The organism is Nonomuraea sp. NPDC049709 (assembly GCF_040674815.1).
Taxonomy (GTDB): Bacteria; Actinomycetota; Actinomycetes; order Streptosporangiales; family Streptosporangiaceae; genus Nonomuraea.
In genome coordinates, this window is the sequence record NZ_JBFANM010000069.1 from 50,686 (window position 1) to 65,442 (window position 14,757).

The following is a 14,757-nucleotide window of genomic DNA, read 5'->3' on the forward strand; positions in this document are numbered from 1 at the left end:
CGCACCTGATACGTGCATGTGATCACCGGTGACCGATGACTAAGCGCATAGTCAGCCCTAGAATGCGAGTACCAAGACTCGCGGCGGCCACCGCTCATCGTGGCCGGCATGTCCGGTGGGCAGCGCGGGCGGCATCGAGACCACGCACTCGGAGTCGAAGGGGGCGAGGATCGCGGATGGCCCGACGGCAGGCCCGATTCACCGCGCAGGATCTGACGGACGATTCCCGGCTGCGGGACCACTCTCCCGATCTGTGGAGAGAGGACCTGGGGGAGGTGCAGCGCCGGCTGCTGTCGTCGGCGGTACGCTGCTTCGCCGCGAACGGATTCCACGCCACGACCACGCGCGACATCGCCGAGTGCGTCGGGCTCAGCCCGGCCGCCCTCTACGTCCACTTCCCGTCGAAGGAACTGGTCCTGTTCGAGATCATCCGGGCCGGCCACGAGCGGGTGCTGGCGCATGTCCGCGATCCGTCCATCCTGGCCCTGGACGGTTCGGCGGAGCGGCTGCGCGCCATCGTCTCGGCGTACACCGTGTGGCACGCCCGCCACCACGTGACCGCGCGGGTCTGCCAGATGGAGCTGAACGGTCTCACGCCCGAGCACTACGGCGAGATCGTGGAGCTGCGCCACCAGACCAACGGATACTTCAGGGGCGCGGTCGCGCGCGGGGTGGCCGACGGGGCGTTCGCGAAGGTCGACGTCAAGCGGGTCACGCGCGCGATGTTGTCGCTGACCATCGACCTGGTGCGCTGGTACCGGCTCGATGGTCCCGACTCGCCCGAGCAGCTCGGTGAGTTCTACGCCGACCTCGCGCTGAAGCTGCTCGCCCCGGTCTAGGACGCGGCGGGCGGGCAGCCCGAGCCCCGTCACCGGTTGACAAGCGACCGTTCACAGCCTGACTATGCGCTTAGTAACCTCGGCGGACTCCGATCAGACCCCTGCCCGTTGTGCTCTGGAGGCCCCATTGCATGCCCTGACGCAGGACCTGACCACCACCTCATGCGGACGGCCTGCCGTTCCTCGCCCGCATGCGTGACCATGCCGTACCCGCGCCCGAACCGCAGGAGCGCCGACCCACCGCACATGGACGGATGCACCGATGACCGTGCAATCACCCCTCGCATCGTGCAACGTCTTCCTCGATCTGCTGGCCCGCGAGGCCGCGCCCGTCGAGTTCGAGGAGCCGGTGGTCTCGGCCCGCGCGGCGGGCGCGGCGCCCGAGACGCTGGCGCAGCTGGAGGCCGCCAAGCTCGCGGCGCTGCGGGTGAGCGCCGGCATGCGGCGGCAGGCCCGCCGCGAGGCCGAGCTGACCGCGCTGTTCGACCTGGCCGGCGACCTGGCCGCGCTCCGCGACCTGGACGCGATCCTGGAGGCGGTCGTGCGCCGGGCCCGGCGGCTGCTGAACGCCGACATCGCGTACGTGACGCTGAACGACGACGAGCGCGGCGAGACCCGCATGCGGATGACCGACGGATCGATCTCGGCGGCCTTCCGGCGGCTGCGGATCCCGCTGGGCGACGGGCTGGGCGGGCTGGTGGCGCAGACGGCGATGCCGTACAGCACCGACCACTACGCGGCGGACCCGCAGTTCCGGCACCGCGCCCACATCGACGCGGCGGTGGCCGAGGAGGCGCTGGTGTCGATCCTGGGCGTGCCGATGCGGCTGGGCAGCCGGGTGATCGGCGTGCTGTACGCGGCCAACCGCAGCGAGCGGCCGTTCGCCCCGGAGAAGGCGGTGCTGCTGGGCTCGCTGGCGGCGCACGCGGCCCTGGCCGTCGACAACGCGCGGCTGCTGGCTCGGACCCGTACGGCGCTGGAGGAACTGGACGCGGTCAACGGGCGGATCCGGGCGCGCAGCGCGGCGATCGAGCGGGCCGCCCAGGCGCATGACCGGATGACCGCCCTCGTCGTCAGGGGCGGGGACGCCGGTGACGTGGCCGCTGTGGTCACCGAGGTGCTGGGCGGAACGCTGCACGTCCTAGACGCGGACGGCCGCTGCCTGGCCACGTCGGGCGACCAGGTGCCGCTCACCGAGGACGAGGTCTCCGCCGTCATGGCCGTCGCCGGTGCCGTCCACACCCGGGGCGGCACGACCCGGCACGGCGACCTGTGGATCACGTCGGTCGCGACCCCCGGCGAGGTGCTCGGCACGCTGGTGTTACGCACCGCGGCGGAGCTCGGCGACGCCGACCGGCGCATCCTGGAACGCGCCGCGCTGGTCACCGCGCTGCTGTTGCTGCTGCGGTGCAGCGCGGCCGAGGCCGAGGCACGGGTGCAGGGCGAGCTGCTGGACGACCTGCTGGACGGCCGGGTGGACGACAGGGTGGACGGATCCGCGGCGCTGGAGGCGCGGATGCGCCGGGCGAATCTGGAGGCGGATGTCCCTTACGTGGTGCTGTCGGCCCGGTACGCCTCGCCCAGGCATCGCGGGCGTGCCGCGTTCTGGGCGGCCTCGCACGCGGCGACGGCACACGGGCTGGCGGCGGCTCGCGGTGAGGAGATCGTCCTGCTGCTGCCCGGGGACGGGCCGGGCGAGACCGCGCGCCGGGTCGCCAAGGAGCTGGGCGCGGCGCTGGCGGCGCCCGTGACCGTCGGCGCGGCCGGGCCGATCCGCGATCTCACCCGCGACCTCACCGGGGTCCCCGCCGCGCACCGGGAGGCGCGGCGCTGCGCCGACACGCTGCTGGCCCTCGACCGGCTGGACGACGGCGCCGACGCCCGCGAGCTCGGATTCGTCGGCCTGCTGATCGGCACGCACCGCGACGCCCGCGGTTTCCTGGACTCGACGCTGGGCCCGGTGCTCGACTACGACGCCCGCCGCGGCACGTCCCTGGTCAGGACGCTGGAGACGTACTTCAGCAGCAGGTGCGGGCCGTCCAGGACCGCCGAGCGCCTGCACGTCCACATCAACACCGTCCACCAGCGGCTGCATCGTGTCAGTCGCCTGCTGGGTGCGGACTGGCAGGAGCCCGAGCGTGCTCTGGAGATCCAGCTGGCTCTCCGCCTGCATCGTCTGCGGGGCTGAGCGGCGGACGGGCCGCGCCCCGGGAGGCCGCCAGGTGGCGGGCCGTTCCCCAGATGCCGCGGCGGAACAGCAGCACGATCACGATGAAGATCGAGCCCGTGACGATGCCGATCCCCTCGAACCCGGCGGTCGCCAGGAAGTCCTGGAGCTGGACGACCAGGCCGGCGCCGATGGCCCCGCCCCACAGCGTGCCGATGCCGCCGAGGATGACCATCATCACGACCTGGCCGGAGGTGGTCCAGTAGAGCCCGTCGAGCGAGGCGAAGCCGTGGCCGATGGCGAAGACGCCACCGGCCGTCCCGGACAGCGCGGCGGACAGGACGAAGGCCAGCAGCCGGTAGCGCTCGACGGGATAGCCGAGGGCACGCGCGCGGGCCGGGTTGTCCCGGATCGACACCAGCACCCGGCCGAACGGCGAGCGGACGATCCGCCAGGCGGCGAACAGCCCGGCCAGCACGAACGGCAGGCCCGCGTAGTAGAAGAAGAACGGGTCGGACAGGTCGAGGCCGAACAGCTCGCGGGGGATGCCCTGCAACCCGTTCTCCCCGCCGGTGACGTCCCGCCACTGGTTGGCCACGAAATAGATCATCTGGGCGAAGGCCAGGGTGACCATCGCGAAGTAGATCCCGGTCAGCCGTACCGACAGCAGGCCGATCGGCAGCGCCAGGAGCGCCGCGAACACCGCGCCGCCGACGATCGCGACAGGGAACGGCACCCCGCCGTGCAGCACGATCAGGCCGGTGCAGTACGCCGACCCGCCCCAGAACGCGGCGTGCCCGAACGACAGCAGGCCGGTGAAACCCAGCAGCAGGTCCACCGCCGCGGCGAACAGCGCCCAGCAGGCGATGTCCAGCGCGACCGGCGGGTAGACCAGCCACGGCAGCACGAGGGCGGCGAGGAGCCCGAGCACCAGGAGCACGATCCCGCCCCGGCCCGAGCGGGCCAGCCTGGACAAGATCACCGGTACGCCTCCTCACGTCCGAACAGGCCGGCCGGGCGCCACAGCAGCACGGCGGCCATCAGGATGAACACCGTGATCTGGGAGAGCGCGGGCACGTACAGGTTGCCCAGCGCCGACACCAGCCCGACGGCGAACCCGGCGGCGACCGAGCCGAACACCGAGCCGAGACCCCCGATCACCACCACGGCGAAGACGGTGATGATCAGGTCGGCGCCCATCAGCGGGTTGACCGCGCGCATCGGCGCGGCCAGCACCCCGGCGAACGCGGCCAGCGCGATCCCGAAGCCGAACACCGGGGTCACCCAGCGGCCGACGTCGATGCCCAGCGCCCGGGTCAGCTCGGGCCGCTCGGTCGCGGCTCTGACGATCATCCCGATCCGGGTCCGGGTGAGCACCACCCACACCGCGACGCACATCAGGACCGACACCGCCAGCACGAACACCTGGTAGGCCGGGTAGGTGAACAGCCCGAGGTCGACCGTGCCGGCCAGCTCGGGCGGCCGGGGGTAGGGCTGGGAGTTGACCCCGTACTCCCGCCTCACCAGGTCCTGCAGGATCAGCGCCAGCCCGAAGGTGAACAGGAAGTTGTAGAGCGGGTCGAGCGGCGTCAGCCGCCGGACGAACAGCCGCTCCAGGACGGCGCCCGCCACGCCCAGCAGCAGCGGGACCAGCGCCAGTGACACCCAGAAGTTCAGGTCGAACGCGTCGAGCGCGATGAACGCCCCGAAGGCGCCGAGCATGTAGAACGCGCCGTGAGCGAGGTTGACCACGCCGAGCATGCCGAAGATGACGGCCAGGCCGAGGGCCAGCAGGGCGTAGAACGCCCCGCCCACCAGTCCGTTGAACGCTTGCTGGAGCACTCCGGCCGCCTACAGCTTGCACGCCGGGTCGGGCTGCGGCTGGAACGCCTCCGCGGCCGGGATGGTCTTGAGGACCTTCTCGTAGTCGTACGGCTCCTTGACCTCGCTGGACGGCTTGACCTGCGCCAGGTACGCGTCGTGCAGCAGCAGGTGGTCCTGGGCGCGGATGGTGCCGTTGCGGACGAACATGTCCTCGATCGCGTGGCCTTCCAGCTGCGCGACCACCTTGTCGGAGTTGTCGGTGCCGGCGCGCTGCACGGCCTCCAGGTACTGCAGGCCGGCCGAGTAGTTGGCGGCCATGTTGGAGGTCGGCCGCTTGCCCGTCCTGGCCTGGAACTTGTCGGCCCAGGCCCGGGTCTGCTCGTCGAAGTTCCAGGCCCACATGGTGGTGTAGCGGGTGCCGGCCAGGGCGTCGGGCCCGAGCGAGTGGATGTCGCTGAGCGCCAGCAGCCCGAGCGCGAGCTGCACGCCCTTGTCGCGCAGCTTGTACTCGTTGTACTGCTTCACCAGGTTGACCAGGTCACCGCCGGCGTGCATGGTGCCGAGCACCTGCGGTTTGGGATCGAGGCCGGGCGCCTTGAGCAGGAACGTGGAGAAGTTGTCGTTGGGGAACGGGGTCGGGTCGGCCTCGACCACCGCGCCGCCGGCCGCCTGGATCGCCGTGCTGAAGGTCTTGTTCATGTCCTGCCCGAACGCGTAGTCGGGGTAGACGATGTACCAGTTGCTGGCGCCGTCCCTGGTCACCTCCGTGCCGGTGCCGTGGGCCAGCATGTAGCTGTTGTAGCCGTAGTGGAAGGTGTACTTGTTGCACGCCTTGCCCTCCAGCTCGGTGCTCGCGGCGCCGACGTCGATGAAGACCTTCTTCTTGTTCTTGGCGACGGTGGCGACGGCGAGCGCGGCGGACGAGGTGGGCACGTCCAGGATCACGTCGGCGTGCTCGCGGTCGTAGAGCTCCTGCGCCTTGGAGTTGGCGATCTCGGGCTTGTTCTGGTGGTCGGCGGCCACCACCTCGACCTTCTTGGCCACCGCCTTGTCGCCGTACTTGGCCCGGTAGTCGTCCACCGCCATCTTGACGGCCTCGACCGTGCTGCGGCCCGAGGTGTCGGCGTAGATGCCCGACTGGTCGTTCAGCACGGCCAGCACCACCCCGCCGTCACTGATCGCTCCCCCGCCACCGCCCGGCCCGCCCCCGCATCCGGCCAGCAGCAGCCCCGCGGCGGCCAGCCCGCCGCTCCAGCCCGTGATTCTCATTACGGCATCTCCTCTGTTCCCGGGGCGCTCGGCCGTTCTGTCGCTGGGGGTGGCGGTCGTCAGATTCCGAGGTATTCGAGCAGTTGGTGCTCGCGTTCGCGTACCTGGTCGCGGTCCAGCGATTCGACGATCCGCCCCTCGGCGAGCAGGTAGTGGCGGTCGGCGACGGCGGCGGCGAAGTGCACGTTCTGCTCGACCAGCAACACCGTCGTCCCCGCCGCCCGCACCTCGCGCAGGATCTCGCCGATCCGCTGGACGAACAGCGGCGACAGGCCCTCGGTGGGCTCGTCGCACAGCAGCAGCCGGGCGCCCGTCCGCAGCACCCGTGCGAGCACGAGCATCTGCTGCTCGCCGCCCGACAGCGTCGTCCCCGGCGACCGTCGCCGCTCCTTCAGGTGCGGGAACGTCTCGTACACGCGCTCCAGCGACCACGGCTCAGGGCCCTCTCCGGCCTTCACCACCGGCGCGAGCGTGAGGTTCTCCTCCACCGACAGGGTGGCGAAGATGCCGCGGTCGTCCGGAACGTAACCGAGGCCGCGGCGGGCCCTGGCGTGCGGGGGGAGCCCGGTGATGTCGCCGGCGCACAGGGAGATCGTGCCCGCGGTTCTGCCGTACGCGCCGTGCAGGCCCATCAGGCAGCGCAGCAGCGTGGTCTTGCCCGCGCCGTTGCGGCCGACCAGCGTGACGATCTCGCCCTCGTCGACCCGCATCGACACCTCGCGCAGCGCCTGCGCCTCGCCGTACCAGGCGGACAGCCCGTCAACGCGCAACATCGGAGTCCCCCAGGTAGGCGGTGATGACGCGGGGGTCGCGGCGGATCTCGGCGTACCGCCCCTCGACCAGCACCTTGCCGTGCTGCAGCACGGTGACCCGGTCGGCGAGGCTGGCGACCACGTTCATGTTGTGCTCGACCATGACCACGGTGCGGCCCGCGCGGACCGCGCGCACGAGCTCGATGGTGCGCTCCACGTCCTCCGCGCCCATCCCGGCCGTCGGCTCGTCGAGCAGCAACACCTTGGGATCCAGCGCCAGGGCGAGCGCCAGTTCCAGCGCCCGCTTGCGCCCGTACGACAGCGAGCCCGCCGGCACGTCACCGTGGCCGGCCAGCCCGACCCGGGCGAGCAGCTCTGCGGCGGGAGCGGTGAAGTGGGCCAGCGCCCGGTCAGAGCGCCAGAACCGCCAGCCCAGACCGGTCGGGCTCGCCAGCGCCAGCTCCACGTGCTGGAGCGGGGTCAGCTCGGCGAACAGGCTGGTGATCTGGAACGAGCGCGCCAGGCCCAGACGGCTGATCGCCTCGGGGCTGCGCCCGACCAGCTCCCTCCGGCCGTCGATCACGACGCTGCCGGCGGTCGGCTTCAAGAAGCCCGTGAGGAGGTTGAACAGGGTGGTCTTGCCGGCGCCGTTGGGTCCTACCAGAGCGTGCACGCTGCCCTCGGCCACGTCCAGGTCGACGCCGTCCACGGCCCGGAAGCCGCGGAACTCCCTGACCAGCCCCCGCGCCCGCAGGACGGGGACGGATCCGGCGTCGTGCGGGCCTGCCGTGGGACCTCCTCCCATGCACCCTCCTCACGCATCACAAGGTGACCCGGGACACCGTGAACGCTAGGTGGCGGCCCGGACGGCGGACCAGGTGACGTGCCTCCACATTCAGGCGGCCCGATATGCGATGGCACACACCGAATCCGGGATCGGCCGTCCCCATGACGCTTCGGGCCGGGCCGGAAGGCTCATCGGCCGGAAAGCGGTGGATGTCGTGTCCACAGGTCGCCGGTGAACAGTGGCGAGCGCATACGTCGCCGTGCCCGACGCCGTCGATCACCATGGCGTCCACCACGGCCTGACCGATGGGAGTCGCACATGCCCCTTCTTCTTCGCAGATCCGCTGTCCTCTCGGCCCTGCTGGCGTCACTCCTGGCCATCCCCCTGGCGCCGGTGGCCTCAGCCGCGCGGGCGGACACCCGCTGCGCCCGCATCGGCAAGATCCACGTACCGGGCGCGCAGCATCAGGTCGCCGCCTGCCTGGACGATCTGACCACCGCAGGCACGTCCGCCTCGGGGCACACCGATCCGGCCGACTGGGCGGGACTGCACTCGGCGGCCACCCGCAACCCCAGCGGCGTGCCGGGGATCCAGATCGACGGCTACTTCCAGGACGCCTCCACCGCCAACCCCACCCACGGCTGGAACCACGACTCCCAGTTCGTGATCCGGCTCCCCGAGAAATGGAACGGCGGCCTGGTGGTCGCCGGGGCGCCGGGGAACCGCCGCCAGTACGCCAACGACTTCACCATCTCCGACTGGGTGCTGGCCAAGGGCTACGCCTACGCCTCGACCGACAAGGGCAACGTCGACCTGCGGTTCTACCAGGACGGCAGGCGGCCGGGCGACGCCATCCTCGAGTGGTACCACCGGATGACCCAGGTCACCGTCGCCGCCAGGACGACCGTCGCCCGCCACTACGGCAGGAAGCTCCACAAGACGTACGCGATGGGCATCTCCAACGGCGGCCAGCTGGTGCGGTGGGCGCTGGAGAACCACCCCGAGTTGTACGACGGCGGGGTCGACTCGGAGGGCACGTTCTGGCCGCCGGACAACCGGCCGAACGCGCTGACCTACCTGCCGGTGGCGCTGCGCGAGTACCCCAAGTACGCCGCGACCGGCGACCAGGAGGCGCACGCCGCGATGCTGCGGGCGGGCTTCGCCCCCGGCTCGGAGTTCCTGTGGGACTTCAACTACCGCATCCTCTGGGACGGCACGCAGCGCCGGTACCGCGAGGAGGTCGACCCGGACTTCGACGGCGGCCTGGACGCGGGCATCCCGTACTGCCAGAGCGGCACGCCCGGCTGCGACGCCGACTACGACTACTACGCGCGCCCGAAGAGCGTGCACCAGGCGGTGCGGCGGGCCTCGCACACCGGCCGCATCGGCAAACCGCTGATCACCGTGCAGGGGACGCTGGACACCCTGCTGCCGATCAAGGTCCACGGCGACGCGTACGCCGCGTCGGTGCGTGCGCAGGGGATGGCCGCGCGGCACCGCTACTACCGGATCGAGGGCGCCTCCCACCTCGACCTCGAATACGACATGTTCCCTGACCGGATGCGGCCCCTGCTCCCCTGCATGCGTACGGCGTTCGAGGCCCTCGAACGCTGGACGGCCGGGCAGCAGCCCCCGCCCAGTGCCACGATCCCCCGCCAGACCGCCGGCGACGTGGCCAACACCTGCGCCATCAGCTGACGGCCGCACCGCCGGCCAGCTCGCCGGCCCTGGCGCGGATGAGCCGCCGGACGATGAGTGCGGACGGCGAGGGCCGGCTGTCCTGACGCTGCGTCAGGCACAGGTGGACGGGGTCCGCGTCGGACAAGGGAAGCCAGACCACATCGGCGATGTCGGCCGAGGTGTCGAACCGGGCGAGGATGCCGACCCCGGCACCTTGGCCGACCATCACCTTGACGGTCCGCGCCGACATGGCCTGCACGACGACGTCGGGGGCCGCCACGTGCCGGTGCAGCGTCTCCCACATCACCGTGCCCGCCCGCATGGTGACGATCGGCCAGGTCTCGAGATCACGCCACTGGATGTGGTCCCGCCCGGCCAGTGGATGGTCCGTACGCGCGTACGCCCCGACGGGGGCGGAGATGAGCGGTATCCGGCGCAGCCCCGGCGCGGCCGGGCTCGACGGCATGGTGATCACCCCGAAGTCCAGCGCGCCGTCGAGCACGGCGGCCTCGATGGCGGCCGACGCCCCCTCCCGGACCGCGAACCGCAGCCCGGGATGATATTGGCGCAACCGGCCCACGACCGGCGCGATGATGGTCTCCACGGCCACCGTGACGCCGCCGATCTGGACCCGCCCCCGATACGCGCCGCTCGACTCCATCGCCGACTCGCGCACCGCCTCCTCGGCCGCCACCAGCCGGCGCAGCGGCTCGATCAGGGCCTGGCCCGCCGGTGTCGGGCGCACGCCGTGCCGGCTACGGGTGAGCAGGACGACGTCGAGCTCCTCCTCCAGCAGCGCGATCTGCTGCCCGATGGTGGGCTGGCTGACACCGCACCGGGCCGCCGCCCCACGCAGCGACCCCGCCTCGACCGAGGCCAGAAAGTACCGCGCCCGTTCCACCCGCACCGCACCACCATAAAGGCAGAACCTTTCACCTGTGAACTGCTTCCACGTCTTCCCGTCGCTCCGACGGCGCGGAATCGTGACCGGTGGTGTCGAGGTGAAAGGAATACCAAGTGTCTGACCGCCCGCTCAGCGGTGTGCGTGTCCTGGACGTGTCGACGATCCTGGCCGGGCCCCTGGCGTCCGCGCTGCTCGGCGAGTTCGGCGCCGAGGTGATCAAAGTCGAGCATCCCGTCACGGGCGACCCGGCGCGCCACTACCCGCCGCTGGAGGACGGCGAGTCGGCCGCCTGGTCGATGATCGGCCGCGGCAAGCGGAGCGTCACCATCGACCTGCACCACGCCGAGGCGGCCCGGCTGGTCGGCCGGCTGGCCGCGGCCGTGGACATCGTGGTGACCAACTTCCGCCCGGCGACGTTGCGCCGGTTCCGCATCGACTTCGACGACCTGCGGGCGTACCGGCCGGATCTGGTGATGGTCCAGGTGAGCGCGTTCGGCCGGACCGGCCCCTACGCCGACCGCCCCGGCTTCGCCCGCGTCGCGGAGGCCTTCGCGGGCCTGACCCACCGCACCGGGACCCCCGAAGGGCCGCCGGTGTTCGCCGGCTATCCCGTGGCCGACGGTGTCACCGGCATCTACGCCGCCTTCGCGGCCATGCTCGCGCTGCGCCAGCGAGACCTCACCGGACAGGCCCAGCTGGCCGACATCCCCCTCTACGAGCCGTTGCTGCGGATGATGGAGGACTTCATCGTCGAGTACGGCGCGTCCGGCGAGACCCGCGAGCGCCAGGGCAACCGCAACCCGCACATCAGCCCCAACGACCTCTACCGCACCCGCGACGGCCGCTGGCTGGCCCTGCCCGCCTCCACCGAACAGATGTGGCGCCGCCTGGTCAAGGTGATGGACGCGGGCGACCTCGCCGTCCACGACTCCATGACCGCCCGGCTGGAGCACCGCGAGGAGATCGAGGCGCGCGTCGCCGCCTTCGTCGCGGCACACGACCTCGAACCGCTGATGTCGCTGCTCCACGACGCCGGAGTGGCCGCCGGGCCGGTGAACTCGGCGGCCGACATCTGCGCCGACCCGCACATCCGCGCCCGCGGCTCGGTGGTGGAGGTGCCGGACGGCAGGACCGGCCGCCCACGACTCATGCAGGCTCCGGCCGGGCGCTTCTCCGGGTTCGACGCCACGATCGGCGGCGCCGCCCCGGCCCTCGGCGAGCACACCGCCGAAGTGCTGCGGGACCTCGCCGGGCTCGCCGAGCCGGAGATCGATGACCTGCGCCACCGAGGAGTGGTCTGACCCGGAAAGAGCGTGCTCATGACCATGGCAACCCTGTCCATCATCGTGCTGGCCGCCCTGCTCGCGGCGACCCTGATCCCCGGCTTCGACCTCGGCCTCGGCGCCCTGTCGGCGGCGTTCCTGCTCGGGCTCGCCGCCGGCGTCCCGACGAACGACGTGACGGCGTTCTTCCCGGCCGACTTCTTCGTGCTCATCGTCGGGGTGACGGCCCTGTTCGCCGTCGCCCAGCTCAACGGGACCCTCGACTGGTTACTCGACCTGCTGCTGCGGCTGGCCGGCGGCCGGCTCGTCCTGATCGCCCTGGCGCCGTTCGCCATCGGCGCCGTACTCACCGCGGCCGGCACCCTGCCCGCGGCCGCGACCGCCATCGTCTCCCCCATCGCCCTCGGCTTCGCCGCCCGGTACCGGATCTCCCCGATGATCGCCGCCGTCCTGGGCGTCACCGGCATCATCAGCGGGCTGCTCTCGCCGCTCGCCGTCTACGGCGTCACCGCCCGCGAGCTGGGCACCAAGCTCGGCCTCGGCCTGCCCGGCTCGGCCCCGGTGACCTTCCTGGCCGGCGGCCTGCTCGCCGGGCTGGTCGTGTGCGCGGGCTGCCTGGCCGTCGGCCGGTTGAACGGCGGCATCCCCCGCGGCCGCGCCTTCACCCCGGCCGAGTCCACGGCACCCCCGTCCAGCACCACCACACCGTCCAGCACCACCTCCGCCCCCACACCCGCCTCCGGCCCCGCTCCCGCGTCCGACGCCACCGCCGGCACCAGGACGGCAACGGCCGACCCCACCGACTCGGCCGACCCGGCCGCGCCCGCGGCAGGGGCCCAGCGCTCCGGAGCACGCGCGTTCACGCTGCTCTGCATGGCCGCCGTCGTCATCCTGTCCGTCGGCTTCGACATGAACGTCGGCTATCTCGGCCTGACCGCGGCGCTGATCCTGCAACTGGCCTTCCGGCTGCCGCTCGGCGCGATCGTGTCCAGGATCCCGTGGAACGTGGTCCTGCTGATCGGCGGCCTGCTGACCTACGTGGGCCTGATGCAGCACCTGGGCGCGTTCAAGCAGATCAGCGAGCTCCTCGGGGTGACGGGCTCGCCACTGCTCAGCCTGCTGGTGCTGTGCTACGTCGCCGGCATCACCTCCTTCGCCGCCAGTTCCATCGCGGTGTTCGCGACCGTCATGCCCCTCCTGCCGCCACTGGTGGCCGCCGGCGTCTCCCCGGTCGGCGGCGTGCTCGCACTGGCCCTGGCATCGGTACTGGTCGACCTCAACCCGCTCGGCATCACCGGCGGCCTCATCCTCGGCGCCGCCGAGCCCTCGGCCAGATCCCGTCTGTTCCGCCAACTGCTCATCTACGGCCTGATCTCGATCGTCGTCGCCCCCGTCCTGACCTGGTCCGCCTTCGGCTGGTGGTGAACCGGCAAGGACAGAAGGCAGGCGTACGAGCCTTCAGACGGTGCAAGGGCCGAATCGGCCCCAGGCGACGTACGCGACCAGCAGGAACAGAACCACGTTGACGGCGATCGCGGCCGGTCGTGGCCAGCGGCGTCAGGTCGGGGCGACGCCGGTGAAGCGAACGGTGCGGCGGAGAAGTCGTCCCCCCGAGATGATCGCTTGTCCTTCGTCGCGCGTCGTCCTGATCCCGTACCCCTCAAGGCGTCCACACCGGCTTGTCCCCGCTCTTTTCGACGCGTCCGAAGCCCAGGCATGGAGGCTGACGATGGTCTTCGAGGACCACCCCCATTCGGTCAGCCGCGTTCGATGATCCTCGCGAGGTCTCTCCGGAACGCCGATCCCTCGAGGCTGGGGTGGCCTGTCCTCTTGTCAGCCAGTATCTGCTCAGCGTGGTCAAAGCAGAGGGCGTATCCCCGCATGATCGTGTACGCCTCAGCCGAGTGTTTGCGCCCCAGGCAGACAAAGCAGTAGAGGGTCATGTTTTGACGGTAGCCAACGATGGGGAGACGCACGCTATTGGCCTGTGAGCCCGCGAAGCCAGGCGTCGCCTAAGAAGCAGCCCTTAGCGGCTGCCTGGCTCAGGACGGCGCGCACACCGTCTGGAAGGCCTCGCCGGGTAGGTACTGCTCCCATTCCTGACCGCTGAGCGTACGGCCGGCGCGAGCGCAGGCGGCGGAGGAGGTCTCGGCGAAGCCCCCATCGGCTTGCGGCCCGGCTCGTGGACCAGACGGGTCTCGGTGGTCCACCCGTCGCAGTGTCGGCCGGCTCCGTGCACCCCCGCTGCGCGTCGGTGACCTCGTGCCGCCTCGTCACCGCTACGCCGGCCACTGAATCTCTTCTTGTTCGTTCGATTACCGGAAACTTCTTGTTTCCACGATCACCGACATGCCCCACCACATCGTGATCTTCCAGAAGGCACGGCTCAGTAGTCGGCTACCGTGATCTTCACGCGGACGGAGCCGTCGTTGTCGCGCAGGCAACCGTCGGCGTCGTTGACGCGCAACTGGAGGAAGCCCGCCTGGCGCGCCTGGATCAAGGCCCCCCTGCCGACCTTGTAGTGGGCGCCGTTGATCTTCGCGATCATCGTGCCGTGCGGGTGCCTGCTGAGGATCTTGCACCCCTGGTAGATCCTGCGGTCGATGTGCCTGGCGTAGCCGGCCGAGGACACGTAGGGGAACTCGCGGTAGTCGACCGTCCACCGGCCGGTGACGTAGTGGATCCGTACCATGTCGCCTGGCTCGACGTACACGCCCGCGTGCTGCCAGCCGCTCTCCGAGTTGATCCATTTGCTTTTGCCGTAGGCCGACGTGGCCGACGCAGGCGAGGCGCCGGCGAGGACGCAACTGCCGGCGGTGAGTGTGGCGAGGAACAGGGTGGCCAGCTTCGATCGCATCTGTGGATGCCTTTCCGGAGTCTGTTTTTTTATGTTCCTTCTACATTTGGGTTGGATAGCGCCCGGGGGAGGAAGGTTCGCGGCCTTACGATCTTTTTTCCGCCCCGCTCACGTGCAGCGCCTCAAAGTCATGGCAGCAGAGTGCCTGACCTGCGGGTCGACCCGGAGACGGTGCCGATCGGGCCTTATGCCCTGCGCGCCGGGCCAAAGGGCTGCCGGCCTTCGACGTATTCCACGTCGACACGATTTCCTTAAAACGCCTGTACGCACTGTCCGCAACCTGACGGGGGTGGGGGGGGGCCCGCGCGCCCCCCCCCCCCCCCCCCCCCCCCCGGGGCCGCCGGGCGGCACGCGCGCGCGGGCCCGCCGGGGGGGAGTGGGGTGGCGTGGAGGCC

At 71.2% G+C, this 14,757-nt stretch carries 13 protein-coding genes; 5 read left to right on the forward strand and 8 right to left on the reverse strand.

The genetic code is table 11. The annotated features are described in order from the left end of the window. Nucleotides 1-176: 176 nt before the first annotated feature. Nucleotides 177-839, forward strand: a complete 663-nt coding sequence (locus AB0J69_RS46585) for a TetR/AcrR family transcriptional regulator (RefSeq protein WP_364132064.1) — start codon at nt 177-179, stop codon at nt 837-839. 262 nt (nt 840-1,101) lie between these two features. Beyond that, on the forward strand, nt 1,102-3,027 hold the full coding sequence (locus AB0J69_RS46590) for a helix-turn-helix domain-containing protein (protein ID WP_364132066.1): 1,926 nt from the start codon (nt 1,102-1,104) through the stop codon (nt 3,025-3,027). On the opposite strand, the gene AB0J69_RS46595 is transcribed toward AB0J69_RS46590, so the two are convergent. From AB0J69_RS46595 to AB0J69_RS46615, 5 genes are read right to left on the reverse strand one after another with little or no spacing between them, the layout of a single operon-like run. After that, nucleotides 2,939-3,988: a branched-chain amino acid ABC transporter permease gene (locus tag AB0J69_RS46595; RefSeq protein ID WP_364132068.1), complete on the reverse strand. Its 1,050-nt coding sequence runs from the start codon at nt 3,986-3,988 to the stop codon at nt 2,939-2,941. The genes AB0J69_RS46590 and AB0J69_RS46595 overlap by 89 nt on opposite strands. Beyond that, nucleotides 3,985-4,848 carry a branched-chain amino acid ABC transporter permease gene (locus tag AB0J69_RS46600; protein ID WP_364132069.1) on the reverse strand — a complete coding sequence of 288 codons (864 nt, stop codon included), beginning with the start codon at nt 4,846-4,848 and terminating at the stop codon, nt 3,985-3,987. The genes AB0J69_RS46595 and AB0J69_RS46600 overlap by 4 nt, the downstream gene beginning before the upstream one ends. A gap of 9 nt (nt 4,849-4,857) precedes the next feature. Further along, a complete protein-coding gene (locus tag AB0J69_RS46605) occupies nt 4,858-6,099 on the reverse strand; it encodes an ABC transporter substrate-binding protein (RefSeq protein ID WP_364132070.1) in 1,242 nt (413 codons plus the stop codon). Between the two features lie 59 nt (nt 6,100-6,158). Further along, on the reverse strand, nt 6,159-6,872 hold the full coding sequence (locus AB0J69_RS46610) for an ABC transporter ATP-binding protein (RefSeq protein ID WP_364132072.1): 714 nt from the start codon (nt 6,870-6,872) through the stop codon (nt 6,159-6,161). Further along, entirely contained in the window at nt 6,859-7,656 is a 798-nt protein-coding gene (locus tag AB0J69_RS46615; RefSeq protein WP_364132074.1) for an ABC transporter ATP-binding protein, read from the reverse strand. The genes AB0J69_RS46610 and AB0J69_RS46615 overlap by 14 nt, the downstream gene beginning before the upstream one ends. 300 nt (nt 7,657-7,956) lie before the next feature. Here AB0J69_RS46615 and AB0J69_RS46620 point away from each other — a divergent pair, with 300 nt between their 5' ends. Then, nucleotides 7,957-9,336, forward strand: coding sequence for a tannase/feruloyl esterase family alpha/beta hydrolase (locus AB0J69_RS46620; RefSeq protein WP_364132076.1), 1,380 nt, complete (start codon nt 7,957-7,959; stop codon nt 9,334-9,336). Here AB0J69_RS46620 and AB0J69_RS46625 read toward each other — a convergent pair. Next, the gene (locus AB0J69_RS46625) at nt 9,329-10,225 is read right to left on the reverse strand and encodes a LysR family transcriptional regulator (RefSeq protein ID WP_364132077.1); all 897 of its coding nucleotides are present in this window, start codon (nt 10,223-10,225) and stop codon (nt 9,329-9,331) included. The genes AB0J69_RS46620 and AB0J69_RS46625 overlap by 8 nt on opposite strands. A gap of 110 nt (nt 10,226-10,335) precedes the next feature. On the opposite strand from AB0J69_RS46625, the gene AB0J69_RS46630 reads away from it, so the two are divergent. Both AB0J69_RS46630 and AB0J69_RS46635 read left to right on the forward strand, forming a co-directional pair. Continuing rightward, a complete protein-coding gene (locus tag AB0J69_RS46630; protein WP_364132078.1) occupies nt 10,336-11,523 on the forward strand; it encodes a CoA transferase in 1,188 nt (395 codons plus the stop codon). An 18-nt stretch (nt 11,524-11,541) separates the two neighbouring features. Continuing rightward, nucleotides 11,542-12,930: an SLC13 family permease gene (locus AB0J69_RS46635; protein WP_364132079.1), complete on the forward strand. Its 1,389-nt coding sequence runs from the start codon at nt 11,542-11,544 to the stop codon at nt 12,928-12,930. A gap of 332 nt (nt 12,931-13,262) precedes the next feature. Here AB0J69_RS46635 and AB0J69_RS46640 read toward each other — a convergent pair whose 3' ends face one another. Beyond that, nucleotides 13,263-13,448, reverse strand: a complete 186-nt coding sequence (locus AB0J69_RS46640; protein WP_364132080.1) for a hypothetical protein — start codon at nt 13,446-13,448, stop codon at nt 13,263-13,265. Between the two features lie 443 nt (nt 13,449-13,891). After that, nucleotides 13,892-14,362 carry a hypothetical protein gene (locus tag AB0J69_RS46645; RefSeq protein ID WP_364132081.1) on the reverse strand — a complete coding sequence of 157 codons (471 nt, stop codon included), beginning with the start codon at nt 14,360-14,362 and terminating at the stop codon, nt 13,892-13,894. Nucleotides 14,363-14,757: the final 395 nt, after the last annotated feature.